Consider the following 23,466-nt stretch of genomic DNA (forward strand, 5'->3'; position numbering starts at 1 on the left):
CCCGGACCGACCTCACCGCACGAGAACGGCGCCGTAGCCAGAAGCCCCCGATGCATGACAACGGCGCCGGACCCACCAGGCCCGGCGCCGCGACATCCCCCCGCTCCCCCGTTACGCGTTCAGCTCCTCCAGCGTCCTCCCCTTCGTCTCCACCGCGAACAGCGCGATCACCGCACCCACGACTGCCACGATCGCCAACTGCGCGAAGACCAGGCCCAGGCCACTGCCGGATCCGATGATCGCGCCGACCGTGATCGGGCCGAGGATGACGCCGAGCCGGTTCCACAGGCCGCCGAAGGCGGCGCCGGTGGCCCGGTTCCGCGTCGGGTAGAGCTCCGGCGAGTAGAGGTAGAGGCCCGCGTTGATCGCGTAGACGAAGAACGTCGTGCAGGAGGCGAACAGGGCGACCTGGAGCCCCGACGTCACCCCGACCATGGCCAGGATCCCGAGGGTGAGCGCCGTGCCGCCGAGCGCGGCGACCAGGGCGGGGCGCCGCCCGATCCGGTCGATGAGGAGCGCGACGACGAAGGTGCCGACCAGGCCGGTGATGTTGCTGAGCAGCGTGTAGACCAGCGCGGTCGTCAGGTCGAGGCCGAAGTTCTTGGTGTAGAGCGAGGGCAGCCACGTCGAGATGCCGTGGTTGACGTAGTACGCGATGAACCACAGGCCGGACAGGACGGCGGTGCGCCGCAGATAGCGGCCGGTGAACAGGTCCCGCAACCGGCCCCGGCCGGTCTCCGCCACGGGTGCGGGGCCGGGCTCGGGCAGCGGTTCACCCACGGCTCGCTCGACCTCGGACTCGATCCTGGCGATGACCTTCTCGGCCTCCTCCACGCGCCCCTGCGACAGCAGCCAGCGCGGCGACTCCGCGACGTGCTTGGGCAGCGCCACGGCGATCAGGACGGGCAGCCCGCCCAGGATGAACATGGCGCGCCAGCCGAGGTTCGGCACGACCCACACCGCGACGAGGCTGGCGGCCGCGAGGCCGGCCGGGAAGATCATCTCGTAGAGCAGCACGAAGCGGCCGCGCTTGTCGGAGCGGGAGATCTCGTTGATGTACGTGGCCGCGACCGGGACGACGCCGCCGATGCCGAGTCCCTGGACGAACCGGAAGAGCGAGAACAGCTCGATGCCGTTCGCCGTGGCGACGGCGAGGCTGGCGAGGCCGGTGATCGCGACGCCCAGGGCCACCGTGCGCACCCGGCCGATCCGGTCCCCCAGCCAGCCGGCGACCAACGCGCCGAGCAGCATGCCGATGGAACCCGTGGTGACCGCGAAGGTCGCCTGCCCCGTGCTCAGGTGCCAGTCCTTGATGAGGACGGGCAGCGCGGAGGCGGCCAGGAGCTGGTCGAAGGCCTCGAAGAACGTCACGGCGCCGATCAGGAAGCGCACCTTGACGTGCCAGCGGGAGTGCGGCAGCCGTTCGAGTCTGGCCGCGATCGAGCCGAGGCCCTGTTTTCCGGGTGCTCCGGCTGCTCCGGCGTTACCGGCCACAGTCGTCATGGAGGGGTCCTTCCGCGAGCACGCGAGCGTGCGGAGAGTTCATGAGGAGTTCCGGCGACAGTAGAAGGCAACTCCTAAGCGGTCAATGGTTAGCCACTTAGGGATCTGAAGACAGGTGAACGACGAAGAACCCGACGACAGGGCCTTGCGGAGAAACATTTAAGCGCTTAGCTTTCTAGTGCTTCAGCAAGTCAACTCCCGTGCGCCGGAGGTCCCGCCGTGTCCCACCACCCCACCGAAATCCTGGTCGCGGGCCAGTGGCGACGCGGCTCCGGTGCCCCGCTCGACACGGTCGACCCCGCCACCGGACAGGTGCTCGCCACGCTGCACACCGCGTCCGCCGAAGAGGTCGACGAGGCCGCGCGGGCCGCGGCGGCGGCAGCGGCGGACCCGGCCTGGCGCGACCTTCTGTCCCACCAGCGGGCCCGGCTCCTGTACCGGATCGCCGAGCTGACCGAACAGGCCGCGGACGAGCTGGCCGCGACGCAGACCGCCGACACCGGCAAGACCCTCACCGAGACGAAGGCGCTCGCGCTCAGCGCGGCCGGCACCTTCCGGTACCTGGCCGCCACCCTGGAGACCACCGAGGAGGCCATCACCCCCTCGCGCGGCCCGTACGTCACGATGAGCGTGCACGAGCCGATCGGTGTGGTCGGGGCGGTCAACCCGTGGAACTCCCCCGTGGCCAGCGACGCGCAGAAGATCGCGCCCGCCCTGGCCGCCGGGAACGCGGTGCTGCTCAAGCCCGCGGCCTGGACCCCGCTGGTCTCCCTGAAGCTCGGCCGGATCATCACCCGCGCGCTCACCGAACTCGGCCTGCCGACCGCCCTGTTGTCGGTGCTTCCGGGCAGTGGCCGGGTGGTCGGCGACGCCGTCGTCAAGCACCCGCTCGTCGGCCGGATCGGGTTCACGGGCGGCACGGAGACCGGCCGCTCCATCGCGGAGATCGCCGCACGCAAGCTGATCCCCGCCTCCCTCGAACTGGGCGGCAAGTCGCCCACGATCGTGCGGGCGGACGCGGACGTCGAACAGGCCCTCGCGGGCGTGATGTTCGGCATCTTCTCGTCCAGCGGGCAGTCCTGCATCGCCGGTTCGCGGCTGTTCGTGCACGCGTCGCTGTACGACTCGTTCGTCGGCGAACTCGTCTCGCGGGTGAGCAAGTTGCGGGTCGGACCCGGTACCGACCCCGACACCCAGGTCGGCCCGCTCGTGCACGCGAAGCACCGGGACTCGGTCGCCGAGTACGTCGACCTCGCCCGCTCCGAGGGCGCCGAGGTGCTCTGCGGCGGCGCCGCCCCCGAGAACCCCGCATACGAGAACGGCGCGTACTACCTGCCGACCGTCCTCGCGGGCCTCGCGAACGACTCCCGCACCTGCCAGGAGGAGATCTTCGGCCCGGTCCTGGTGGTCCTGCCCTACGACGACGAGGACGACCTGGTCGAGCAGGCCAACGACTCGGTGTACGGCCTGGCCTGCGGGATCTGGACCCGCGACCACCGCGCCGCCTGGAACCTGGCCCGCCGGATCGACGCGGGCACCGTGTGGATCAACACGTACAAGCAGTTCAGCGCGTCCACCCCGTTCAGCGGGCTGAAGGACAGCGGCCTCGGCACCGAGAAGGGACGTGACGCCATCCGCGCCTACCAACGCCAGAAGTCCCTGTACTGGGGCACGTCCGAAGCCCCGCTCCCCTGGGCCAACTGACCACCCCCGCATCGGAGTTCCCATGTCCCACCCCCCGATCGCCCGGCTGCGCGCCCTGCGCTCCGTCGAACTGCTCACCCCGTCCTTCGCCGAGGCCACCGACTTCTACGAGGAGGCGTGGGGCCTGGAGGTCGTCGAGTCCGAGCACAGCGCGAGCTGGCTGCGCGGCACCGGCGAGCAGCACCACGCCCTCCAGCTCACCCGCTCCGAGCGCACCGGCCTCGGCCGCCTCGTGTTCGCCGTCACCACCCCCGCCGAGATCGACGAGGCGGCGCGCCGCCTGGAGGCCCGCGGGATCGTTCCCGTCGCGGGGCCCGGACCGCTCGACCAGGTCGGCGGCGGCTACGGCCTGCGCTTCCACGACCACGAGGGCCGGCTCGTCGAGCTGTCCGCCGAGACCTGGGCCGTCGCCCCGCGCGGGCAGGACACGGCCGTGCCGGTCGGTGTCACGCACGCCGTCCTCAACACCCCCGACATCGACGCCGCCGTCGCGTTCTACTGCGACGTCCTCGGCCTGCGCGTCTCCGACTGGTCCGAGCACCAGATGGCGTTCCTGCGCTGCAACGCCGACCACCACTGCATCGCGTTCAACCAGGCCGAGTGGGTGTCCCTCAACCACGTGGCGTACGAGATGAGTTCGGTCGACCACTTCATGCGCGGGCTCGGGCGCCTGCGCCACCACGGGATCGTCCCGCAGTGGGGCCCGGGGCGGCACGGGCCCGGCAACAACACCTTCTCCTACTTCACCGACCCGACCGGGCTCGTCTGCGAGTACACGTCCGAGGTCGCCCAGATCGTCGAGGACCGATGGATCGCCAAGGTGTGGCGGCGGGTGCCGGAGCTGTCCGACCTGTGGGGGACGGCGGGCCCGCCGTCCAAGGAGATCCGCTGTCACATGGCCGGTTCGCCGGAAGGGATTCAGGCATGAGCACGCTGAAGGTCGGACTCGTCGGCTGGGGCGCCATCGGCCGCGTCGTCGGCACCGCACTGGCCCAAGGGGACGTACAGGGCGCCGAGTTGACCGGCATCGTCGACAACCGCCCGCTCGGCGAGGCGGCGCCCGCGCCGCAGGTGACCTTCGAGGAGGCCATCGAGCGCTGCGACCTGATCGTCGAGGCGGCCGGTCAGGGCGTCGTCCGGGAGTGGGGCGAGCACGTCCTCACCTCGGGCACCGATCTGCTCGTGGCCTCGACCGGGGCCCTCACCGACGACGAGCTGGCCAAGCGGCTGCTCGCCGCCGGGCCCGGCCGGGTGTTCTTCACGGGCGGCGCGGTCGGCGGCCTCGATCTGCTCCAGGCCGTGCGGGCCCTGGGGCCGATCGAGGACGTCCGGCTCACCACCACGAAGCTGCCCTCCACCCTCGAACAGCCGTGGATGGACGAGGAGTTGCTGGGCCTGATGCGTTCGGCGACCGACCCTGTCACGGTCATGTCGGGCACGGCGCGCGACGTGCCGGTGAAGTTCCCCAAGTCGACGAACGTGGCCGCCTCGGTCGCCCTCGCCGTCGGCGACCTGGACGCTGTGCGGGTCGAGGTCGTCGCCGATCCGGGGGCCACGCGCACCCGGCACGTCATCGAGGCGTCCGGGGAGCACGGCGCGTACCGCTTCGAGGTCGCGCACCGGCCGGACCCGGGCAACCCGGCGACCAGCCAGGTCGTGCCGTACTCGGTGCTGCGTTCGGTGACCGCGCTCGCCGGCCGGTCGGGGCAGATCCTGTGATCCACGTGGAAGAGGCGGGCACCGAAGGCCCCCTGCTGCTGTGCCTGCACGGCATCGGATCCTCCTCGGCCGCTTTCGCCCCGCAGCTCGAAGCACTGGCGCCGCACGCCCGCGTCGTCGCCTGGGACGCGCCCGGCTACGCCAAGTCGGCCGATCCGGACGGCCCGTTGGACCTCGACGGCTTCGCGGACGCCGCGGCCGACGTGATCCGCTCGTACGGCACCTCCGCGCACGTCCTCGGTGTCTCGTGGGGCGGGGTCATCGCCCTGCGGCTCGCGACCCGGCACCCGGACCTCGTGGACTCGCTGATCGTCGCCGACTCCAGCGCGGGCTCCGGCACCGATCCGAAGAAGGCGGAGGGCATGCGGGCCCGCGCCGCCGAGCTGGCCGAGGCGGGACCGCGCGCGTTCGCCGAGAAGCGCGGACCGCGCCTGGTCTCGGAGCTCGCGCCCGCCGAACTCGTCGAGCGGGTCGTCGACACCATGGCCGCCTCCGTACGGCTGCCCGGCTACGGGTACGCCGCCGAGGCCATGGCGGGCGCCGACCTGCGCCCCGAACTGTCCGCCGTCACCGCGCCCACGCTCGTGATCTGCGGCGACCGCGACAAGGTCACCGGCGTCGAGGCCTCCCAGGTCATCGCCGGGGGCCTGCACAAGACGGCCTACGTGATCGTCAAGGACGCCGGTCACCTGGCCAACCAGGAACAGCCCGAACGGTTCAACGCCTGGGTCCTGTCCCACCTGCACATCGTCACTGCCTAGCTGTCAGTGCCTACCTAAGGACGCACACCATGCCTCTGACCACCACCGAGTACGACAACGGCGGCGACCTCGGCACGTACACCGACTCGCTGATCGCCTCGAAGGAGTCGCGCGTCGCCGACTTCGACACGCTCTCCTTCCAGGAGAAGGCGGGCAAGCAGTACCGCCGCGGCCAGATCCGCTACGTGGGCTCCGGCGCCACCGGCAACCACGAGGGCGACAGCCGCATCCTCCCGTCCGGCGGCTTCACGTTCTCCAACATGCTGCTGCCGCCCGGCGCCGAGGGCCCGGCCCACACCCACCACGACGTGGAGGAGGCCTTCTTCGTCCTGGAGGGCGAGGTCCGCGTGGGTGTGCACCGCGGCCCGGACGAGGTCGAGTACCGCACCCTCGGCTACCGCGACATGATCGTGGTGCCCGCCGGTGTGACCCGCTCGCTGAAGAACGAGGGCGACACCGACGCCCTGTTCTGTGTCGTCATCGGCACGCAGAAGCCGCAGGTGCCCTCGTACCCCGAGTACTCGCCGATGCACGGTGTCACCCGTGACTGATGCGCCGCACGCGCGCACGGTCGTCGTGACCGGGGCGGGCCGTGGTCTGGGACTGGCCATGGCCCGCCGGGCCGGCGAGGACGGCTTCCGGGTCGTGCTCGCCGAGGTCGACCCCGAGCGCGGCGCGCGCGCCGCGGAGGAGCTGCGGGCCGAGGGCCTCGACGCGCACTTCACCCGCTGCGACGTGGCTGACCCGGCGTCCGTCGACGAACTCGCCGCGTTCGTACGGGACTTTGGCGGGCTCTACGGAATCGTCAACAACGCTGCCCTCGCCAACGGCGTCGGCGGCAAGGAGTTCCAGGACATCGACATCGAGACCTGGGACCGCCTGATGACGATCAACGCGCGCGGCCCCTGGCTGGTGGCCAAGGCCCTGCACCCGCTGTTCGGTCCGACAGGACGCATCGTCAACATCGCGTCGGACGCGGCCCTTTACGGCTCTCCGAGGCTCGCGCACTACATCACGTCGAAGGGTGCGGTCATCGCCCTCACCCGGGCCATGGCTCGGGAGCTCGGCGAGCGCGGCATCACCGTCAACGCGCTGGCGCCCGGCCTCACCGAGTGCGAGGCGACCGAGGGGGTGCCGGAGGAACGGCACGGGCTCTACGCCGCGAACCGGGCGATCTCCCGGCCGCAGCAGCCCGAGGACCTCACGGGCCTCGCCTCCTTCCTCCTCTCGGAGGAGTCCCGCTATCTGACCGGTCAGGTGGTCGCCGTCAACGGCGGCTTCACCATGAACTGACCCAACTTCCCTACTGGAGCACTGAGTTATGGATCTGGGCCTCGCCGACCGGACCTACGTGGTCACCGGAGGCAGCTCGGGCGTCGGCCTGGCCACGGTCCGCGCCCTCCTCGACGAAGGCGCGAACGTCGCCACCTGCGGGCGCGACGCCGACCGCCTGAAGAGGATCGGCGCACACGACCGCCTCTTCACCGCCACCTGCGACGTGCGCGACGCCGACGCCGTACGCGGCTTCGTGGCCGCGTCCGCGCGGGCCTTCGGCGGGCGCCTCGACGGTCTCGTCAACAACGCGGGCCAGTCCCGCATGAAGCGCCTCGACGACACGACCGAGGACGACTGGCGCGACGAGCTGGAGCTGAAGTTCGCGGGCGTGCTCAACCCGCTCCAGGCGGCGCGGGAGCATCTGAAGGCGTCCGACGCGGCCTCCGTCGTCAACGTCAACGCGGTGCTCGCCAAGCAGCCCGAGCCGCGCCTGATCACGACGAGCGCCGCCCGCGCCGGCATCCTCAACCTCTCGAAGTCCCTGTCCCAGGAGCTGGCCCCGGAGGGCATCCGGGTCAACTCGGTCTGCCTCGGCCTCGTCGACACCGGCCAGTGGACTCGCCGGCACGCCGCCGCCGACTCCGGGATGAGCTACGAGGACTGGCAGGCGGAGCTGGCCGCCGACCGCGGCATCTCGCTCGGCCGGCTCGGCCGGGCCGAGGAGGTCGCGTACGCGATCGTCGCGCTGCTCTCGCCGCGCGCCTCGTACATCACCGGGACCGGCATCGATGTCTGCGGCGGCGTCGGCCGCGGCATTCTCTGAGGAGTTCACATGCAGTACACCAACGGCGGTGACCTCCTCGTCGCCGTCCTCAAGGAACTCGGCGTCGACACGGTCTTCGGGATCGTGTCCGTGCACAACCTGCCGCTCGTCGAGGCCGTCGACCGCGAGCTGCGCTTCGTGCCCGTGCGGCACGAGGCGAGCGCGGTCAACGCCGCCGACGCCTACGGCCGGGCCCGCGGCACGATCGGCTGCGCGCTCACCTCGACCGGCACGGGCGCGGGCAACGCGGCCGGTTCGCTGATCGAGGCGCTCGCCTCCGGCACGTCCGTGCTGCACGTCACCGGCCAGGTCGAGGCCGAATTCCTCGGCAGCGGCCGCGGGTTCATCCACGAGACGAAGAACCAGCTCGGCATGCTCGACGCCGTCTCGGCTTACGCGGCCACGGTGCGCTCCACCGAGGAGGCGGGCGACGTGCTGCGCTCCGCCGCCCGCGCCGCGCTCGCCTCGCCCGGCGGCCCGGCGAGCGTGGAGTGGCCGATCGACCTTCAGTACGCGGCCCAGACGGACGCCCCCGTGGCCGTGGAGCGGACCGCCATCCCTGTCCTCGAGCACGAACTCGCGGACGCTGCGGCCCTGTTGGCCTCCGCCGAGCGTCCCTTGATCTGGGCCGGCGGCGGCGCGGCCCGCGCCGGCGCCGAGCTGACCGCGCTCGTCGAGGCGACCGGCGCCGGCCTGCTCACCTCCAACTCCGGGCGCGGCGCGGTCCCCGAGGACCACCCGCAGGTCATCGGCAACTTCGCGACCACTCCGGCCGGGCGCGCGCTGCTCGCCGACGCGGACGTGCTGCTGACGATCGGCACCCACTTCCGGTCCAACGAGACCGCCGACTACGGCCTGGAGCTCCCGGACGCCGAGCGGCACATCCAGATCGACGTCGACGCCGCAGCGCTCGGCCGCGTCTACCCGGCGGCGCACACCCTGCACGCCGACGCCGCCGACGCGCTCGCCGCCCTGCTCCCCCACGCCCGCGCCGCCGAGCCGTCGTGGACGCGGCGGATCAAGGACGTACGGGCCGAGGTGCGGGCCACGCTGCACGACAACATCGGCCCGCAGGCGGCCATCTGCGACGCCCTGCGCGCCGTGCTGCCGCGCGACGCCGTCGTCGCCCGGGACGTCACGATCCCGTCCAGCAGCTGGGGCAACCGGCTTCTGGAGATGTACGACCCGCGCTCCAACGTCTTCCCGCGCGGCGGCGGCATCGGTCAGGGCCTCGGCATGGGCATCGGCGCCGCGCTCGCCGACCCCGGGCGGCCCACCGTCGTCATCGCGGGCGACGGCGGCCTCGCCGTGCACCTCGGCGAGCTGCTCACCGTCGCCCAGGAGCGGCCCCGCCTGACCGTCCTGGTCTTCAACGACGGCGGCTACGGCGTGCTGCGCAACATGCAGGACCGGTACAGCGAGCGCCGCTCCGGCGTCGACCTCGCCACGCCGGACTTCGAACTCCTCGCCCGCGCCTGCGGGTTGCCGTACCTGCGGATCGCGGACGCCGAGCACGCGCGGCCGGTCCTGGAGCAGGCGGTCGGCGCCGAGGGTCCGACCCTCGTCGAGGTCGACCTGGCCGCGCTCGGCCCGATGAAGAACCCGTTCACCCCGCCCGTGAAGATCCCCGGCGCGTAAGGAGGCCAGCACCATGACCGAAGAGCGTCGCCTTGACCTGTTGGTCCGGCGGATGACCTGGGAGGCCGACGGGGTCCTGTCCGTCGAGCTGATCCACCCCGACGGCAAGCCGTTGCCCGCCTGGGAGCCCGGCGCGCACCTCGACGTGCACGTCGGCGGCCAGGTCCGCCAGTACAGCCTGTGCGGGGACCCGGCCGACTGCGGCACGTACCGCATCGGCGTGCTCAACGAGCCGTCCTCGCGCGGTGGTTCGCGGCACGTGCACACCAAGCTGCGCCCCGGCCAGCAGGTGACCGTCTCCGAGCCGCGCAACCACTTCGCCCTGGAGGACGCGCCGGCGTACGTGTTCGTCGCGGGCGGCATCGGTGTCACGCCGATCCTCGCGATGGCCCGGGAGGCCGCCCGGCGCGGCGCTGACTGGCGCATGGTGTACGGCGGCCGGGGGCGCGCCTCGATGGCGTTCACCGACGAGCTGGCCGCGCTCGGCGGCGACCTGACCCTCGTACCGCAGGACGAGCAGGGGCACATCGACCTGGACGGGACGCTCGCCGGGCTGCCCGAGGGGACCCTCGTGTACTCCTGCGGGCCCGAGCCGCTGCTCGCCGCCGTGGAGGAGCGCTGCCCTGCCGAGCGACTGCGCCTGGAGCGGTTCGCCGCGCCCGTCGTCGAACGGTCCGCGGACGACGGCGAGTTCGAGGTCGAGTGCCGCACCTCCGGGCAGACCCTCACCGTCGGCGCCGACACCTCGATCCTGGAGGCCGCCGAGGGCGCGGGCATCGACGTCGCCAGCTCGTGCCGCGACGGCATCTGCGGCTCCTGCGAGACCCGCGTCATCGAAGGCGCCCCCGAACACCGCGACTTCCTCCTGTCGGAAGCCGAGCACGCCGCGAGCGCCTCGATGATGATCTGCGTCTCGCGCTGCGCGGCCGGCTCCCGCCTCGTCCTGGACCTGTAATCCCCTCCTGGAATCCGTAGGAGACACCCATGAGCAGCAGCACCGAGACCACCGACTGGCCCTACCTGGAGGTCCACCAGTCGCGCACCCACGAGCCGAGCCCCTACGAGCACAAGCTCGCGGCGACGCTCGAAGAGGTCTTCACCAAGGTCGGCCACGAACTCGCCGACGTCGTGGGCGGATTGAACGCCCGTCAGGTCCACGCCCCCGACGGGCAGCCGTGGACCGAGGAATCCTTCCGCGCCGAGATGCACCGACTGGGAGCGTGACGCACCATGGCTCTGACCGCCGACAAGATCTACGCGACCGGCCTGCGCAACCAGTGGCACCCGGTCGTCCCCTCCTCCTTCGTCGCCCCCGGCGCCATGCGCAAGGTCACCGTCCTCGGCGAGCAGTGGCTGCTGTTCCGCCGCTCGGACGGCACCCTGAGCATGCTCGCCGACCGCTGTCCGCACCGCGGGGCCCCACTCTCCCTCGGTAAACACCTGGGCGACCGGGTGGCCTGCTGGTACCACGGCGTCGAGGTCGAGACCGACGGCACGGTCTCCTCCGTGCCCGGACTGCCCGGCTGCAACCTGGAGGGCAAGAAGCTCGTCACGTCGCTGCCCGTGCGCGAGGTGGCGGGCGCCGTCCTCGCGTACTTCGGCGACGAACAGCACCCGGAGCCCGCCGAGTTGACGCTCCCCGACCCGCTGACCGACCCCGACATCGACGCGTTCCTGTGCTACGCCGAGTGGGACGTGCCGTGGCGCTACGGCGTGGAGAACCTGCTCGACCCGATGCACGGCCAGTTCCTGCACCACGACTCGCACACGATGTTCGACGGTGACACCACCGCCAAGTTCCGCATCCGCGAGACCGACCGCGGCTACTTCTTCGAGAAGACCGACCAGCGGGGCGTGAACTTCGACTGGGTGGAGCTGTGCCGCACGGGCGTGGACTGGGTCGACCTCTCGATCCCGTACCCGCCGTCCGCGGGCCCCGGCGGCCCGTTCGGCATCGTCGGCATGGTCCGCCCGGTCGACGAGGAGCGCTGCGCCGTCTTCTTCTGGCGCTACCGCAAGGTCCAGGACTGGCAGCGCGACACCTGGCGCTTCCTCTACAGGACGCTGATCGAGCAGCGGCACTGGGCGGTCCTGGAGCAGGACCGCGAGATGCTGGAGGCCATGCCGGCCGACGCCGACCAGCACGAGAACCTGTACCAGCACGACCTCGGCGTGGTCCGGCTGCGCCGCATGTACCGCGGCGAGGCCGAGAAGCAGTCCGCCGGCGCATGAGCACCCGGGCCCGCTGGGCGGGCGTCCTCAGCCTGCTGGTCATCGTTCTGATCAGCTACGTGGACCGGGTGAACGTCTCCGTCCTCATCACGGACAAGGCGTTCACCGACCACTTCGGCATCACCGGCGACCCGACGGCGCAGGGCGCCCTGTCGACGGTGTTCCTCGTCGGGTACGGCATCGCGGCGTTCTTCCTCACCCCGTTCTACGAGACGACGCTCGGGGTGCGCCGCGGCCTCGTCGTCAGCGTCGCCCTGTGGTCGCTGATGACACTGCTGTCGCCGTACGCACTCGGCGCGCTCACGCTGACCGTGCTGCGCGCCCTGCTCGGCGCCGCCGAGGGCCCGCTGTTCTCGCTCAAGACGATGTACGTGCGCGAGCACTTCGCGCCGCACGAGGCGGGCCGCCCGAACGCCGTCAGCTCCATGGGCGTGTCCCTGGGCACGGCGGCGGGCCTGCCCCTGATCACGTACCTCGTCTACCGCTTCGACTGGCACACCTCGTTCCTCGCCCTCGCGGCGCTGAACGCGGTGGTCGGCCTGCCGCTGATCCTGCTGTTCGTACGGGGACGCGGGGTGCGCGGCGCCGAGCGCCCCGGCTTCGGGACCACGCTCAAGGGCGCGCTGCGGATGCCCCGCCTGGCGCCCATCCTGGTCATCGAGATCGCCACGCTGGCGTATCTGTGGGGGTCGAGCGCCTGGCTGCCCTCGTATCTGCTGCACGAGCGGCACTTCTCGCTCTCCGCGATGGGGATCGTCTCCGCGCTGCCGTTCCTGATGTCGCTCGTGTCCGGGTTCCTCGGCGGGCTGCTGCTCGACCGGCTGCCGCGGCGGCTGCTCGCGCTGCCGTTCGTGGTGGGCTCGACCGGCACCGCCGTGTGCGTGCTGCTCGTCGCGGGCGCGGACAGCGACGCGGCGGCGGCCACCGGTCTCATCCTGGCCGGCGGGTTCTGGGGCCTTCAGGGCCCGGCCATCCCCACGCTCGTCCAGCACTGCGCGCCCGCACACTTCGTCGGCAGCGCCTACGGGGTCGTGAACGGGGTCGGCAACCTCGTGTCCGCGTTCATGCCCACCCTGATGGGTGTGGCCATCGCGGCGAGCGGCGGCCACGGTTTCGGCGCCGGATTCGGCCTCCTCGCCGGGGCCCAGGCGCTGACGCTGGTGTGCGGGGCATGGCTGCTGGTGCGACCGGTGCAAGCGGCGCCCACCTCCCCAGAGGTGGAGTGGACCACTCCGGCACGGGGCAGTGTTGGAGGCAGTCCGCGCCCGTAAGGGGGCTGCGGAGGGCCCCCGCCGACGCCGTAAGGTGGGCAGGTACGCGAGGGCACGTCGGAAGGAGGCGCTGGGTGATCGAGCTCGAGGGGGTACCCGAGCTGGTCGACCCGGTCATGGTGGCCGCGTTCGAGGGCTGGAACGATGCCGGCGACGCCGCCTCCACCGCGGTCGCGCATCTCGACAAGGAGTGGAAGGGCGAGGTGTTCGCGGCGCTCGACGCCGAGGACTACTACGACTTCCAGGTCAACCGGCCGACCGTGTTCGTCGACGGCGGAGTGCGAAAGATCACATGGCCGACGACGCGGCTCTCGGTGATCCGGGTCGGCGGCGACAAGCCGCGCGATCTCGTCCTGGTCCGGGGCATCGAACCGTCCATGCGCTGGCGCTCGTTCTGCAACGAGCTGCTCGGCTTCGCGCACGAGCTGGGCGTCGAACTCGTCGTCGTCCTCGGCGCGCTGCTCGGCGACACCCCGCACACCCGGCCCGTGCCGGTCAGCGGTGTCACCTCCGACCCGGATCTGGCCACGCGGATGAACCTGGAGGAGACCAAGTACGAGGGGCCCACGGGCATCGTCGGCATCCTCCAGGAGGCCTGCACGCACGCCGGTGTCCCCGCGGTCTCCCTGTGGGCGGCCGTCCCGCACTACGTGTCGCAGCCGCCGAACCCGAAGGCGACGCTGGCCCTCCTGAACCGTCTGGAGGACCTGATCGACCTGCGCATCCCGCTGGGCGAGCTGGCCGAGGACGCGCGCGCCTGGCAGTTGGGCGTGGACCAGCTGGCCGCGGAGGACAGCGAGGTCGCCGAGTACGTGCAGTCCCTGGAGGAGGCCCGCGACACCGCGGAGCTGCCCGAGGCGTCCGGCGAGGCCATCGCCCGCGAGTTCGAGCGCTACTTGCAGCGCCGCGACCCGGGCGCCGCGCCGGGCGGTCACGCGACGGACGGCGGGGACGGCTCCTCGCACCTGCGCGACAACCCGAGCGGCCGGACCCGGCCGCCGAAGCCGCCGCGCCCGGAGAGCGACGACGGCGAGGAGTAGCCGCAGCGAGCCACAGCAGTGGGCCGGAACCGTTGGACGGTTCCGGCCCACTGCGTTTGGCGGGTTTCATTCGTGACATCGGTTTCCGGACGAAATGCAGGGGGTTCCCCATTCAACTTGTTTTCAAACGCAGTTGGCCGACGGGGTCTGGACGGGCGGGCGTCGGCGTAGCAGGGTGAGCCCCGACGAGCCTCAACGAAACACACGGCACAAGCAGACCCGTACGACCGGATGTTGGCGAGGGGAGCTGTGGACCGATGACCGACCAGCACGCAAGCCCGGCGCAGGGGCCGGGCACGGCCGGGCCGGGACCGGACGGATCCGGTTTCACCTATCGCGGGGCGGAAGAGGAACTCATCGTCGTGGCGCGCCCGGAGGCCCGCCTGCGCGTCCAGGCCGACGGCGTGCGCTCCGCCGCGGGCGCCGACGTATCGGCGCTGAACATGTTCCTCGGGGACGAACAACTCGCTCTTGAACCGCTGTTCGGCGGCGAGGAGCGGGTACGGGACGCCGACGGGGCGCCCGGGGCCGAGGTGCCCGATCTGGCGCTGTTCTACCGGGTGCGCGGCGCGGCCGAGCGTGCGCAGGAGCTGCGCGCGCGGATCGCGGCGCTCCCGGAGATCGACACGGCGTACGTGAAGCCGGGCGCGGTGCCCGCGGCGCACGCCTCGTCGCCCGCCCCGTCCCCGGAGAACTTCGAGGAGGCGCGGCGGCTGAAGGAGAAGACGGCCGCGACGCCCGACTACACGGGCCGCCAGGGCTACTTGGGCCCGGCGCCCGCCGGCATCGACGCGCAGTGGGCGTGGCGGCGGCTCGGCGGCAGCGGCGAGGGCATCACCGTCATCGACGTGGAGGGCGCCTGGCAGCTGGGGCACGAGGACCTGTCGGCGAAGCTCGCGGGCATCGTGGTCGGTACGCCGATCCCGGACGTGGCCTGGCGCAATCACGGCACGGCGGTCCTCGGCGTGATCGGCGGCGACCGCAACGAGCGCGGCATCACCGGCATCGCGCCGGAGGCGGTGACCGCGGCGGCGTCCTTCCAGGGCGTGGGCACGGCGGCGGCGATCCACGCGGCGGCCGAGCGGCTGAGCCCCGGCGACGTCATCCTGATCGAACTGCACCGTCCGGGGCCGCGGTTCGACTTCGAGCCGCGCGACGACCAGCGCGGCTACATCGCCCTGGAGTGGTGGCCCGACGACTTCGCGGCCATCAAGTACGCGACGGCCAAGGGCATCGTGGTCGTGGGCGCGGCGGGCAACGGCGCCGAGTCCCTCGACGACGCGGTGTACGAGCGCAGGCCCGACGAGTTCCCGGCGTGGTGGCACAACCCGTTCAACCCGTCGAACCGCTCCTCGGACGCGGTCCTCGTCGGCGCGGGCGCCCCGCCTCCGGGCACCCACGGCCGCGACCACGGCCCGGACCGCTCGCGCCTGTCGTTCTCCAACTACGGGGCCCGCGTGGACGCCCAGGGCTGGGGCCGCGAGGTCACCACCACCGGCGGCTCCTGGGACCGGCCCGGCGATCTGCAGGGCGGCACCGAGGAGATCGCCTGGTACACCGACACCTTCTCCGGCACCTCGTCCGCCTCCCCGGTGGTCGTCGGAGCGCTGACCGCCCTCCAGGGAATGCTCAAGGCAGGCGGTCAGCGCCCGATGACGTCACGGCGGGCCCGCGAGGTGCTCCGGGCGACCGGCTCACCGCAGCAGGACGCCCCCGGCCGGCCCGCATCGCAGCGGATCGGCAACCGGCCCGACATCAAGGGGGCGGTCACCAACCTGCTGCCCTCGACGGTCGGTTCGGGCCAGGCGGAGCGGTACTGGGACGAGCTGATCCCGTATCCGCCCGAACTCCCGCCCCGGCTACGCCTGTTCGTGGCGGGCTCCTGGCGCAATCTGAACAATCCGTCCCCCGAGACCCGCCAGGCGGTGCACACCGCCTTCGCGGGGGGACGGCCCGACGTACGTGTGTGGTTCTCGGACGACGAGGTCGTCGGCCTGGTCGTCACGGGCTGAGGCAACGCAACCAACCATTGAACGCAACCCACCATTCATGGAAGGTGGCACCCGCATGAGCATCACCCCCCAGATGGGTCAGCAGGGGCAGCAGTTCCCGAGCACCTCGCCCTACCAGCAGGGCATGGGACAACAGGGCATGGGCCAGCAGCAGCACCCCGGCATGTTCGGCCAGAGCCAGGGCCAAGGACAGGGCCAGGGCCAGGGCCAGGGCCAGGAGCACCTTCAGCAGCAGCTCCAGCAGCTCGGCCAGCAGCAGCCGTACCAGCAGCTGCTCCAGCAACTCGGCGGGCAGCAGCAGGGGTTCGGCCAGCAGCAGTACGGCCAGCAGCAACAGCAGTACGGGCAGCAGCAGGACCAGCAGGCGCAGCAGATGGAGCAGCAGGCGCAACAGCAGCTCCAGCAGGTCCAGTTGGCCGCGATCCAGCAGTCCCACCAGCAGGTGCAGCAGCAGGCCCTGGCCTCCGGCGTCGCGAACGGCTACATCGACATCGTGCAGCCGCTCCCCGGCCAGCCGCGGCAGATCTTCCTGCGCATCAACAACCAGTTCCGCGTCCTCAACAACCCCACCCCGCAGGCGCACGACGAGATCCAGGAGGCCTTCGCGTTCGGCCACCAGGTCGTCGGTGTCTGGGACACGGGGTCGCCGAGCATCCTGCGCAGCGTACGGGTGCAGCGCATCTGAGCACGCACCGGAAATGAAGGGGCGCCTCCCCGCACGGGGAGGCGCCCTCTTGGTGGTTGTTCTTCAGCGGGCTACAGCGCCACGCCCAGCAGGGCGTCCACAGCACGCGACACGACGCCGGGGGCGCCCTCGTCCGTGCCGCCCTCGGTCGACTGGGTCTCGGCCCAGCGGTCGACGGCGGTCAGCGCGGTCGGCGCGTCCAGGTCGTTCGCGAGCGCCTCGCGGATCTCCTCGACGAGCGCCTCGGCGGACGGGCCGTCGGGGCGGGAGACGGCCGCGCGCCAGCGATCGAGGCGGGCCACGGCGTCCGCGAGCACCTGCTCCGTCCACTCCCAGTCGGAGCGGTAGTGGTGGGAGAGGAGCGCCAGCCGGACGGCGGCGGGGTCGACGCCCTCGCGGCGCAGCGCGGAGACGAACACCAGGTTGCCCTTGGACTTCGACATCTTCTCGCCGTCGAGCGCGACCATGCCGGCGTGCACGTACGCCTTGGCCATCGGGAACTCGCCGGTCAGCGCCTGCGCGTGCGAGGCGCCCATCTCGTGGTGCGGGAAGGCGAGGTCGGAGCCGCCGCCCTGGACGTCGAAGCCCATCCCGAGGTGGTCGAGGGCGATGGCGACACACTCGATGTGCCAGCCGGGCCGTCCCCGGCCCAGCGAGCCGCCGTCCCAGCTGGGCTCGCCGTCGCGGGCGGCCATCCACAGCATCGGGTCGAGCGGGTTCTTCTTGCCCGGACGGTCCGGGTCGCCCCCTCGCTCGGCGGAGAGCAGCCGCATCGCTGCGGCGTCGAGGTTCGAGACGGACCCGAAGTGCGGGTCGGCCTCGACGGAGAAGTAGGTGTCGCCCTCGAGCTCGTAGGTGGCACCGGAGTCACGCAGTCGTTCGACGAGCGGCACGATGCCGGGTATCGCCTCGACGGCGCCTATGTAGTGCTGCGGCGGCAGCATCCGCAGGGCGGTCATGTCCTCGCGGAACAGGGCGGTCTCGCGCTCGGCGAGGCCCTCCCACTCGATGCCGTCACGCACGGCCCGCTCAAGCAGAGGATCGTCGACGTCCGTCACGTTCTGGACGTAGTGAACCTGCCGCTTGGTGTCGAGCCACACGCGCTGCACGAGGTCGAACGCGTTGTAGGTCGCCGCGTGACCCATGTGGGTCGCGTCGTACGGCGTGATGCCGCAGACGTAGATACGGGCGACGGGACCGGGGGCAAGGGTGACGAGCCCACCGGTCGCGGTGTCGTGGATCCGGAGGTCGCGGCCCTTGCCGGGCAGGGCGGGGACCTCAGAAGCGGGCCAGGCATGCATGCATCGAGCGTAACCGGACGCTGCTTCCGCATACGAACCGGACCAGGCGCAATGGCCGAACTCGCCCTCTTGCGCGATCTTGGCCGGCGCGCTACGCGCAGCTTTCAGACGGGTGGCCAGGGAATCGCGGGCCAGTCCCCACCCGGCTCCCGGTGCCGCCCGGACTTCAGCAGCCCCGCGACCCGCTCGCGTACGGCCTCGAGCTCGGCCCCCGTGATCAGCTCGCCCAGCCGCGCGGCAAGCGGCTCGCCCGCTCCCAGGGCCGCCCGCAGCGCCTCAAGCGCACCCGTCGCCTCCTGGGTCAGCGGCTCCCCCGCCCACCCCCACAGCAGCGTCCGCAGCTTGTCCTCGGCGTTGAACGTCACACCGTGGTCGATGCCGAACAGGTGCCCCTCGGCGTCGACGAGCAGATGCCCGCCCTTGCGGTCACCGTTGTTGATCACGGCATCGAGGACGGAGAGCCGGCGCAGCCGGTCGTCGTCGGCGTGCACGAGCAGCGCCGTGCGGCCCTCGCCGACCTCGGCGAACCCGATGGCCTTCCAGCCCTCCTCGGGCTCCTCACGGTCGACGAGAGCCAGCAGCTCCTGCCCCGCGGCCTCGTCCTCGGGCCCGGCGATCCACAGCTGGCACATGCCCTCGCCGTACGGACCGTCGCGCAGCACCGTCGGCGGCACCAGGCCCCAACCGAGCGCCTCGGAGACCTCGTACGCGGCGACCTCGCGCTGCGCCAGGGTGCCGTCGGGAAAGTCCCACAGGGGGCGCTCCCCGCGTACGGGCTTGTAGACGCAGCGCGCCTCGCGGCCGTCGTGGGTGACGGTGCACACCAGCACCGCGTTCGACGCCTCGCGGATCTGTCCCTCCACGTGCAGCTCACCGAGGGCGAGCAGTTCCCGGTCGTCGCTCACGCGTCGCGCCGGTATCCGTTCTGGCGCGGACATACGTGTCCCTCCGGGTCGAGCGGCAGGCTGCACAGCGGGCACGGCGGCCGGCCCGCGTTCACGACGTCCAGGGCCCGCTTGGCGAAGGCACGCGCCTGGTTCCCGGTGAGCCGGACGCGGAGCATCGGCGGACCGTTCTCCTCGTCCTGGAGCAGCTTCTCCTCGGCCTCCGCCAGGTCGTCCTCCGACTCGGCGTCCAGCTCGACGAGGGCCTGCGCCTCGACGATCATGCGCTGTTCGTCGCCGTCCCACGCGAGCGCCATGGTGCCGACGCGGAACTCCTCCTCCACGGGCGCCTCCAGCGGCGCGGTGTCGGAGATCTCGCTGGGGGCCACGGCGGGCACCGGGGCGTTGCCCCCGCTGCGCCGCACGACCTCGTCGAGCAGTTCGTCCATGCGCTCGGCGAGCGCGGCCACCTGGGTCTTCTCCAGCGCCACGCTGGTGACCCGGGCTCCTGCCGTGGCCTGCAGGAAGAAGGTGCGGCGCCCGGGGAGCCCGACCGTACCGGCCACAAACCGCTCCGGAGGGTCGTAGAGGAACACCTGACGGGACACGTCCTGTCTCCATGGGATCGGAATCGACTGTCTTGAACCGGTCATGGGCGACCGGGCCGCCTGTGCTTACGGCTGCTTCACCCTACTGCGGCGGACGATCACGGTGCGCCCGCGCCGCCCCCGACCGGCGCATCGCCCTCCTGCGGCGTCTCACGCGGCGCCAGGGACGCGAAGTCACCGGTGTCCCCGAGGCGTACGAGAAAGGGGCGAAGTCGTGTGTAACGGATCGCGGTGATGGAACACGGCTCTACAGAGATGCGCTGAAAGAGGTCCAGATGAAGCCCGATGGCGTCCGCGACAAGGGACTTGATGATGTCGCCGTGCGAACACATCACATAGGCGGCGTCCTCGCCGTGCTCGCGCTCCACGCGCGCGTTCCACTCACGTACCGCTTCGGCGGCCCGGTGCTGCATCTGCCGCATCGACTCCCCGCCGGGGAAGGCGGCGGCCGTCGGGTGCTGCTGCACAACCTGCATCAGCGGCTCGTCGGACAGCTCCGCGAGCTTTCGGCCGGACCAGTCCCCGTAGTCGCACTCGCTGATGCCGTCCTCGGTGCGCAGGGTCAGCTCCGGCCGCGCGGCGAGCAGCGGCGCGACGGTCTCCCGGCAGCGCTGCAGCGGGCTGGCGACGATCTCGGCGAGGGGCAGGTCCGCGAGCCGCTCGGGCAGCCGCGCGGCCTGCGCGGCGCCGCGCTCGTCGAGCGCCACACCGGGCGTCCGCCCGGCGAGCACACCGGCGGTATTGGCGGTGGAACGTCCGTGCCGGACGAGGATCAGCGTGGGCATGGGCCCCACCCTAGGCATACGACGACGTGCGGCAGTGCCCGGTACTGGGAAGAATTCACCTCGTGATCGTCGACTGCGCCATCTACCGGGAAGGGCGCCGCATCGAGCGCCCCGCGGACTTCTCCGATGCCCTCGACGAGGCGCGGGCGGCCGGGGACGCGTTCGTATGGATCGGGCTCCACGAGGCGAGCGAGGTGGAGTTCGACAAGGTCACCGAGGAATTCGGCCTCCATCCGCTGGCCGTCGAGGACGCCATGAAGGCTCACCAGCGGCCCAAGCTGGAGATCTACGACGATTCGCTCTTCGTGGTCCTCAAGCCGGTGGTGTACGAGCCGAAGAGCGACAAGGTGTCCGCGGGCGAGCTGATGCTGTTCCTGGGCGACTCGTTCGTGGTGACCGTGCGGCACGGAGAGGGCGCACCCCTGAAGGCCGTACGCAAGCGCCTGGAGTCGGAGCCGGAGTTCCTGAAGCAGGGGCCGACTGCGGTCCTGTACTCGGTCGCGGACGCGACGGTGGACCACTATCTGGAGGTCGCGGCCGAGCTGCAGACCGACCTGGAGGAGCTGGAGGCGGAGGTCTTCTCCCCGCGGGGCGGCGGCTCCCGCGACACCGCCGAGCGGATCTACACGTTCAAGCGCCAGATCCTCGAATTCCGGCGCGCGACCGGTCCGTTGGCGATGCCGCTGGCGCGGCTCGCCGGGGTCGGCCCGTGGGGTCTGGCCGGCGTGCCGTTCGTGCACGAGGAGGCGCAGCCGTTCTTCCGCGACGTGAACGACCACCTCACCAGGGTCAACGAGTCCGTGGACAGCCTGGACCGCCTCGTCTCGGACATCCTTTCGGCGCACCTGGCGCAGATGAGCGTGCGGCAGAACGACGACATGCGGAAGATCTCGGCGTGGGCGGCGATGGCCGCGGTGCCCACGATGATCGCGGGCATCTACGGCATGAACTTCGACCACATGCCGGAGCTGCACTGGGTGTGGGCGTACCCGGCGGTGATCGTGCTGATGGCCCTCCTGGAACTGTTGCTGTTCCGCCTGTTCAAGCGCCGCGGATGGCTGTGATCCGGATCCATTCGAGCCGCAACGCCGTACCGCCTCAGGCGAACTCGGGCGCCGCGCTCGCCGGCCCGCCCAGGGCGTCCCGCCGCTCCGGCATCCGCAACGACACCATCCGCCGCCAGCCGCCCAGGCGCTCGTACGCGTACACGGCGTGGATCCCCGCGGCGAGCGCGGCCGCCTTCGGCTTCGGCCAGCCCAGGATGCGCCCCATGTGGTCCATGACGGCGAGGCTGACGTCCCGGTAGACGGCGATCTCGGCGAGCGCGCACTCGCGCAGGATGCGCTGGATGGCGCGGCCGTGCCCCGCGTACGCGAAGCGCAGCAACTCCTCGTGGCAGTACGCGAGGTGGTTGTCCTCGTCGTTGGAGATCATCTTGACCGCGCGGCCGAGGACGGGGTCGTCGCCGAAGTGCTTGCGGAGCATCACCATCTGCTCGGAGGCCCGCTGCTCGGTGACGCGGCTGTGCGCCAGGTACGTGACGATGTCCCGCACGGAGAGCCGATCGTCGCTGCGCAGGCGCTCGTGGGCGAGCCCGATCCCGTACTTCTCCAGAAGCATCGTGTAGTCGGCCTCGGCGGGGACGGGCACCGGCTCCAGGCCGCGCTTCTTCATGAGGGCGTTGAAGATCCGCCCGTGCTTGTCCTCGTCCGCGCCGTGCCGCGCGACCTTGGGGGCGAGGCCGCGCTCGCTCTCGGGGATCAGCGCGGCGATCCGCCCGTTCTCCCAGCCGCCCTGGGACTCGCCGCCGGCGGCGATGGAGCAGAACAGCCGGAACGACTCGTCGTTGTCGATGATCTCCTGGAACAGACTCTTGGCCGACAGCATCCGCTACCTCCACCTCACCGCGCCGGACTCCGTGTACTGCAAAGTCCGAGTCAAATGCGGGACATGGGGCAGGGCAACAGGTATGCGGGTCAACTCGTCCGAACGGAGGACCCGGGGCGCGGGCCGAGCCGTAACCAGGCCCCTCGTGACGCGTTGTGCTCTGTGACGGCCGTGGCGGGGAAGACCCCCCGAGCCCCCACCACGGCCGCAGAAAAACTCCCCAGAGACCTACGCCAGCCCGGCGCGCTCCATGGCCTCGGTGCCCGCGCGCAGCGAGGCGAGACGGTCGTCGAGCGTGAGCCCGGCCGGGTTGACCGTCAGCGTGGTGACACCGGCCTCGGAGTAGGCCCGCATCCGGTCGGCGATCCGGTCCACGGAGCCGAGCAGCGTGGTGGAGTCGATGAGCTGCTGCGGGACGGCCGCGGCGGCACCCTCCTTGTCGCCGGCCAGGTACTTGTCCTGGATCTCGGCGGCCTCCTTCTCGTAGCCCATGCGCTGCGCGAGCTGGTTGTAGAAGTTCTGCTTGCGGCTTCCCATGCCGCCCACGTAGAGGGCGGTGTACGGCCGGAACATGTCCGCGAGCGCGCTCACCGAGGCGTCGTCGTCCCCACCGAGCGCGAGCGGAACGGTCGGGCAGACGTCGAAGCCCTCCATCGTCTTGCCGGCCTTCTCGCGGCCCGCGCGGATGTGCTGGAGGGCGGTCTCCTCCAGGTGCTCGGCGGCCGGGAAGATCAGCAGGGCGCCGTCGGCGATCTCGCCGGTCTGCTCCAGGTTCTTCGGGCCGATCGCGGCGATGTAGAGCGGGATCCGCTCGCGCTCCGGGTGCACGATCAGCTTGAGCGGCTTGCCGGGGCCGTCGGGCAGCGGCAGCGTCCAGTGGGCGCCCTCGTGGCTGACCCGCTCCCGGCTCATCGCCTTGCGGATGATCTCGACGTACTCGCGGGTGCGCGCCAGCGGCTTGTCGAACTTGACCCCGTACCAGCCCTCCGAGACCTGCGGCCCCGAGACACCGAGGCCGAGCCGGAAACGGCCCCCGGACAGCGAGTCCAGCGTCGCGGCCGTCATCGCCGTCATCGTGGGCTGGCGGGCCGGGATCTGGAAGATGGCCGAGCCGACGTCGATCCGCTCCGTCTGCGCGGCGACGTACGCGAGGACGGTGGCGGCGTCGGAACCATAGGCCTCGGCGGCCCAGCACACCGCGTAGCCCAGTCTGTCGGCCTCCTTCGCGACGGCCAGGTTGTCCGCGTCCATGCCTGCGCCCCAGTAGCCGAGGTTGATGCCGAGCTTCATTGACCACATCCCCTTAACGCCTTGCCGGATCCAGTGATTTACCCATGG

23 protein-coding genes are annotated in these 23,466 nt (G+C 71.6%); 16 read left to right on the forward strand and 7 right to left on the reverse strand.

Translation table 11 applies throughout. The annotated features are described in order from the left end of the window. Nucleotides 1-111 precede the first annotated feature (111 nt). Nucleotides 112-1,503 (reverse strand): MFS transporter, encoded by a 1,392-nt coding sequence (locus ACIA8D_RS12500; RefSeq protein WP_399231310.1) that lies wholly within the window; start codon nucleotides 1,501-1,503, stop codon nucleotides 112-114. A gap of 219 nt (nucleotides 1,504-1,722) precedes the next feature. On the opposite strand from ACIA8D_RS12500, the gene ACIA8D_RS12505 reads away from it, so the two are divergent. From ACIA8D_RS12505 to ACIA8D_RS12575, 15 genes are all read left to right on the forward strand, one after another. After that, a complete protein-coding gene (locus tag ACIA8D_RS12505) occupies nucleotides 1,723-3,207 on the forward strand; it encodes an aldehyde dehydrogenase (RefSeq protein WP_399231312.1) in 1,485 nt (494 codons plus the stop codon). A gap of 22 nt (nucleotides 3,208-3,229) precedes the next feature. Then, entirely contained in the window at nucleotides 3,230-4,135 is a 906-nt protein-coding gene (locus tag ACIA8D_RS12510; protein WP_399231314.1) for a VOC family protein, read from the forward strand. Continuing rightward, nucleotides 4,132-4,926 (forward strand): aspartate dehydrogenase domain-containing protein, encoded by a 795-nt coding sequence (locus ACIA8D_RS12515; RefSeq protein WP_399231316.1) that lies wholly within the window; start codon nucleotides 4,132-4,134, stop codon nucleotides 4,924-4,926. Before ACIA8D_RS12510 ends, ACIA8D_RS12515 begins: the two co-directional genes overlap by 4 nt. Continuing rightward, nucleotides 4,923-5,687, forward strand: coding sequence for an alpha/beta fold hydrolase (locus ACIA8D_RS12520; RefSeq protein ID WP_399231318.1), 765 nt, complete (start codon nucleotides 4,923-4,925; stop codon nucleotides 5,685-5,687). Before ACIA8D_RS12515 ends, ACIA8D_RS12520 begins: the two co-directional genes overlap by 4 nt. Before the next feature lie 29 nt (nucleotides 5,688-5,716). Beyond that, entirely contained in the window at nucleotides 5,717-6,238 is a 522-nt protein-coding gene (locus tag ACIA8D_RS12525) for a cupin domain-containing protein (protein ID WP_266721449.1), read from the forward strand. Continuing rightward, nucleotides 6,231-6,980, forward strand: coding sequence for an SDR family oxidoreductase (locus ACIA8D_RS12530; RefSeq protein ID WP_399231320.1), 750 nt, complete (start codon nucleotides 6,231-6,233; stop codon nucleotides 6,978-6,980). The genes ACIA8D_RS12525 and ACIA8D_RS12530 overlap by 8 nt, the downstream gene beginning before the upstream one ends. 28 nt (nucleotides 6,981-7,008) lie before the next feature. Next, the gene (locus ACIA8D_RS12535) at nucleotides 7,009-7,785 is read left to right on the forward strand and encodes an SDR family oxidoreductase (RefSeq protein ID WP_399231322.1); all 777 of its coding nucleotides are present in this window, start codon (nucleotides 7,009-7,011) and stop codon (nucleotides 7,783-7,785) included. 9 nt (nucleotides 7,786-7,794) lie between these two features. Further along, a complete protein-coding gene (locus tag ACIA8D_RS12540) occupies nucleotides 7,795-9,423 on the forward strand; it encodes a thiamine pyrophosphate-binding protein (RefSeq protein ID WP_399231324.1) in 1,629 nt (542 codons plus the stop codon). A gap of 13 nt (nucleotides 9,424-9,436) precedes the next feature. After that, complete coding sequence (locus ACIA8D_RS12545) at nucleotides 9,437-10,378, forward strand: PDR/VanB family oxidoreductase (protein WP_399231327.1); 942 nt, start codon at nucleotides 9,437-9,439, stop codon at nucleotides 10,376-10,378. A 29-nt stretch (nucleotides 10,379-10,407) separates the two neighbouring features. Continuing rightward, entirely contained in the window at nucleotides 10,408-10,647 is a 240-nt protein-coding gene (locus tag ACIA8D_RS12550; RefSeq protein ID WP_399231329.1) for a recombinase-like helix-turn-helix domain-containing protein, read from the forward strand. Nucleotides 10,648-10,653: 6 nt separating this feature from the next. Continuing rightward, nucleotides 10,654-11,655, forward strand: a complete 1,002-nt coding sequence (locus ACIA8D_RS12555; protein ID WP_399231330.1) for a Rieske 2Fe-2S domain-containing protein — start codon at nucleotides 10,654-10,656, stop codon at nucleotides 11,653-11,655. Continuing rightward, the gene (locus tag ACIA8D_RS12560) at nucleotides 11,652-12,926 is read left to right on the forward strand and encodes an MFS transporter (protein WP_399231332.1); all 1,275 of its coding nucleotides are present in this window, start codon (nucleotides 11,652-11,654) and stop codon (nucleotides 12,924-12,926) included. The genes ACIA8D_RS12555 and ACIA8D_RS12560 overlap by 4 nt, the downstream gene beginning before the upstream one ends. 74 nt (nucleotides 12,927-13,000) lie before the next feature. Continuing rightward, entirely contained in the window at nucleotides 13,001-13,966 is a 966-nt protein-coding gene (locus ACIA8D_RS12565; protein ID WP_399231334.1) for a PAC2 family protein, read from the forward strand. A 257-nt stretch (nucleotides 13,967-14,223) separates the two neighbouring features. After that, a complete protein-coding gene (locus ACIA8D_RS12570; RefSeq protein WP_399231337.1) occupies nucleotides 14,224-15,978 on the forward strand; it encodes a S8 family peptidase in 1,755 nt (584 codons plus the stop codon). A 55-nt stretch (nucleotides 15,979-16,033) separates the two neighbouring features. Continuing rightward, the gene (locus tag ACIA8D_RS12575) at nucleotides 16,034-16,663 is read left to right on the forward strand and encodes a hypothetical protein (RefSeq protein ID WP_399231338.1); all 630 of its coding nucleotides are present in this window, start codon (nucleotides 16,034-16,036) and stop codon (nucleotides 16,661-16,663) included. A 71-nt stretch (nucleotides 16,664-16,734) separates the two neighbouring features. On the opposite strand, the gene mshC is transcribed toward ACIA8D_RS12575, so the two are convergent. From mshC to ACIA8D_RS12595, 4 genes are all read right to left on the reverse strand, one after another. Continuing rightward, a complete protein-coding gene (gene mshC / locus ACIA8D_RS12580) occupies nucleotides 16,735-17,964 on the reverse strand; it encodes a cysteine--1-D-myo-inosityl 2-amino-2-deoxy-alpha-D-glucopyranoside ligase (protein ID WP_399231340.1) in 1,230 nt (409 codons plus the stop codon). Nucleotides 17,965-18,068: 104 nt separating this feature from the next. Continuing rightward, complete coding sequence (locus ACIA8D_RS12585) at nucleotides 18,069-18,902, reverse strand: SCO1664 family protein (RefSeq protein ID WP_399231342.1); 834 nt, start codon at nucleotides 18,900-18,902, stop codon at nucleotides 18,069-18,071. Continuing rightward, entirely contained in the window at nucleotides 18,866-19,456 is a 591-nt protein-coding gene (locus ACIA8D_RS12590) for a DUF3090 domain-containing protein (protein WP_399231344.1), read from the reverse strand. Before ACIA8D_RS12590 ends, ACIA8D_RS12585 begins: the two co-directional genes overlap by 37 nt. A 98-nt stretch (nucleotides 19,457-19,554) precedes the next feature. Then, nucleotides 19,555-20,241, reverse strand: a complete 687-nt coding sequence (locus tag ACIA8D_RS12595) for a histidine phosphatase family protein (protein ID WP_399231346.1) — start codon at nucleotides 20,239-20,241, stop codon at nucleotides 19,555-19,557. Nucleotides 20,242-20,303: 62 nt separating this feature from the next. Between ACIA8D_RS12595 and corA the strand changes: the two genes are divergently transcribed. Next, nucleotides 20,304-21,305: a magnesium/cobalt transporter CorA gene (corA, locus tag ACIA8D_RS12600; protein WP_399231349.1), complete on the forward strand. Its 1,002-nt coding sequence runs from the start codon at nucleotides 20,304-20,306 to the stop codon at nucleotides 21,303-21,305. 34 nt (nucleotides 21,306-21,339) lie between these two features. Here the strand turns inward: corA and ACIA8D_RS12605 are convergent, their stop codons facing one another. Further along, nucleotides 21,340-22,128, reverse strand: a complete 789-nt coding sequence (locus ACIA8D_RS12605) for a ferritin-like domain-containing protein (protein ID WP_399231351.1) — start codon at nucleotides 22,126-22,128, stop codon at nucleotides 21,340-21,342. A gap of 228 nt (nucleotides 22,129-22,356) precedes the next feature. Beyond that, complete coding sequence (locus ACIA8D_RS12610) at nucleotides 22,357-23,418, reverse strand: LLM class F420-dependent oxidoreductase (RefSeq protein WP_399231353.1); 1,062 nt, start codon at nucleotides 23,416-23,418, stop codon at nucleotides 22,357-22,359. Between the last annotated feature and the right edge of the window lie 48 nt (nucleotides 23,419-23,466).

Origin of the sequence: Streptomyces sp. NPDC051684 (assembly GCF_044453445.1) — a bacterium.
Lineage (GTDB): Bacteria > Actinomycetota > Actinomycetes > Streptomycetales > Streptomycetaceae > Streptomyces.

Bases quoted from the DNA above. Each gene is read 5' to 3' on its own strand.
- ACIA8D_RS12610 (WP_399231353.1), bottom strand. From the start codon at position 23,418: ATGAAGCTCGGCATCAACCTCGGCTACTGGGGCGCAGGCATGGACGCG.
- ACIA8D_RS12560 (WP_399231332.1), top strand. From the start codon at position 11,652: ATGAGCACCCGGGCCCGCTGGGCGGGCGTCCTCAGCCTGCTGGTCATC.
- mshC (WP_399231340.1), bottom strand. From the start codon at position 17,964: ATGCATGCCTGGCCCGCTTCTGAGGTCCCCGCCCTGCCCGGCAAGGGC.
- ACIA8D_RS12555 (WP_399231330.1), top strand. From the start codon at position 10,654: ATGGCTCTGACCGCCGACAAGATCTACGCGACCGGCCTGCGCAACCAG.
- ACIA8D_RS12540 (WP_399231324.1), top strand. From the start codon at position 7,795: ATGCAGTACACCAACGGCGGTGACCTCCTCGTCGCCGTCCTCAAGGAA.
- ACIA8D_RS12605 (WP_399231351.1), bottom strand. From the start codon at position 22,128: ATGCTGTCGGCCAAGAGTCTGTTCCAGGAGATCATCGACAACGACGAG.
- ACIA8D_RS12545 (WP_399231327.1), top strand. From the start codon at position 9,437: ATGACCGAAGAGCGTCGCCTTGACCTGTTGGTCCGGCGGATGACCTGG.
- ACIA8D_RS12515 (WP_399231316.1), top strand. From the start codon at position 4,132: ATGAGCACGCTGAAGGTCGGACTCGTCGGCTGGGGCGCCATCGGCCGC.
- ACIA8D_RS12570 (WP_399231337.1), top strand. From the start codon at position 14,224: ATGACCGACCAGCACGCAAGCCCGGCGCAGGGGCCGGGCACGGCCGGG.
- ACIA8D_RS12500 (WP_399231310.1), bottom strand. From the start codon at position 1,503: ATGACGACTGTGGCCGGTAACGCCGGAGCAGCCGGAGCACCCGGAAAA.
- ACIA8D_RS12510 (WP_399231314.1), top strand. From the start codon at position 3,230: ATGTCCCACCCCCCGATCGCCCGGCTGCGCGCCCTGCGCTCCGTCGAA.
- ACIA8D_RS12585 (WP_399231342.1), bottom strand. From the start codon at position 18,902: ATGTCCGCGCCAGAACGGATACCGGCGCGACGCGTGAGCGACGACCGG.
- ACIA8D_RS12595 (WP_399231346.1), bottom strand. From the start codon at position 20,241: ATGCCCACGCTGATCCTCGTCCGGCACGGACGTTCCACCGCCAATACC.
- ACIA8D_RS12575 (WP_399231338.1), top strand. From the start codon at position 16,034: ATGAGCATCACCCCCCAGATGGGTCAGCAGGGGCAGCAGTTCCCGAGC.
- ACIA8D_RS12525 (WP_266721449.1), top strand. From the start codon at position 5,717: ATGCCTCTGACCACCACCGAGTACGACAACGGCGGCGACCTCGGCACG.
- ACIA8D_RS12535 (WP_399231322.1), top strand. From the start codon at position 7,009: ATGGATCTGGGCCTCGCCGACCGGACCTACGTGGTCACCGGAGGCAGC.
- ACIA8D_RS12550 (WP_399231329.1), top strand. From the start codon at position 10,408: ATGAGCAGCAGCACCGAGACCACCGACTGGCCCTACCTGGAGGTCCAC.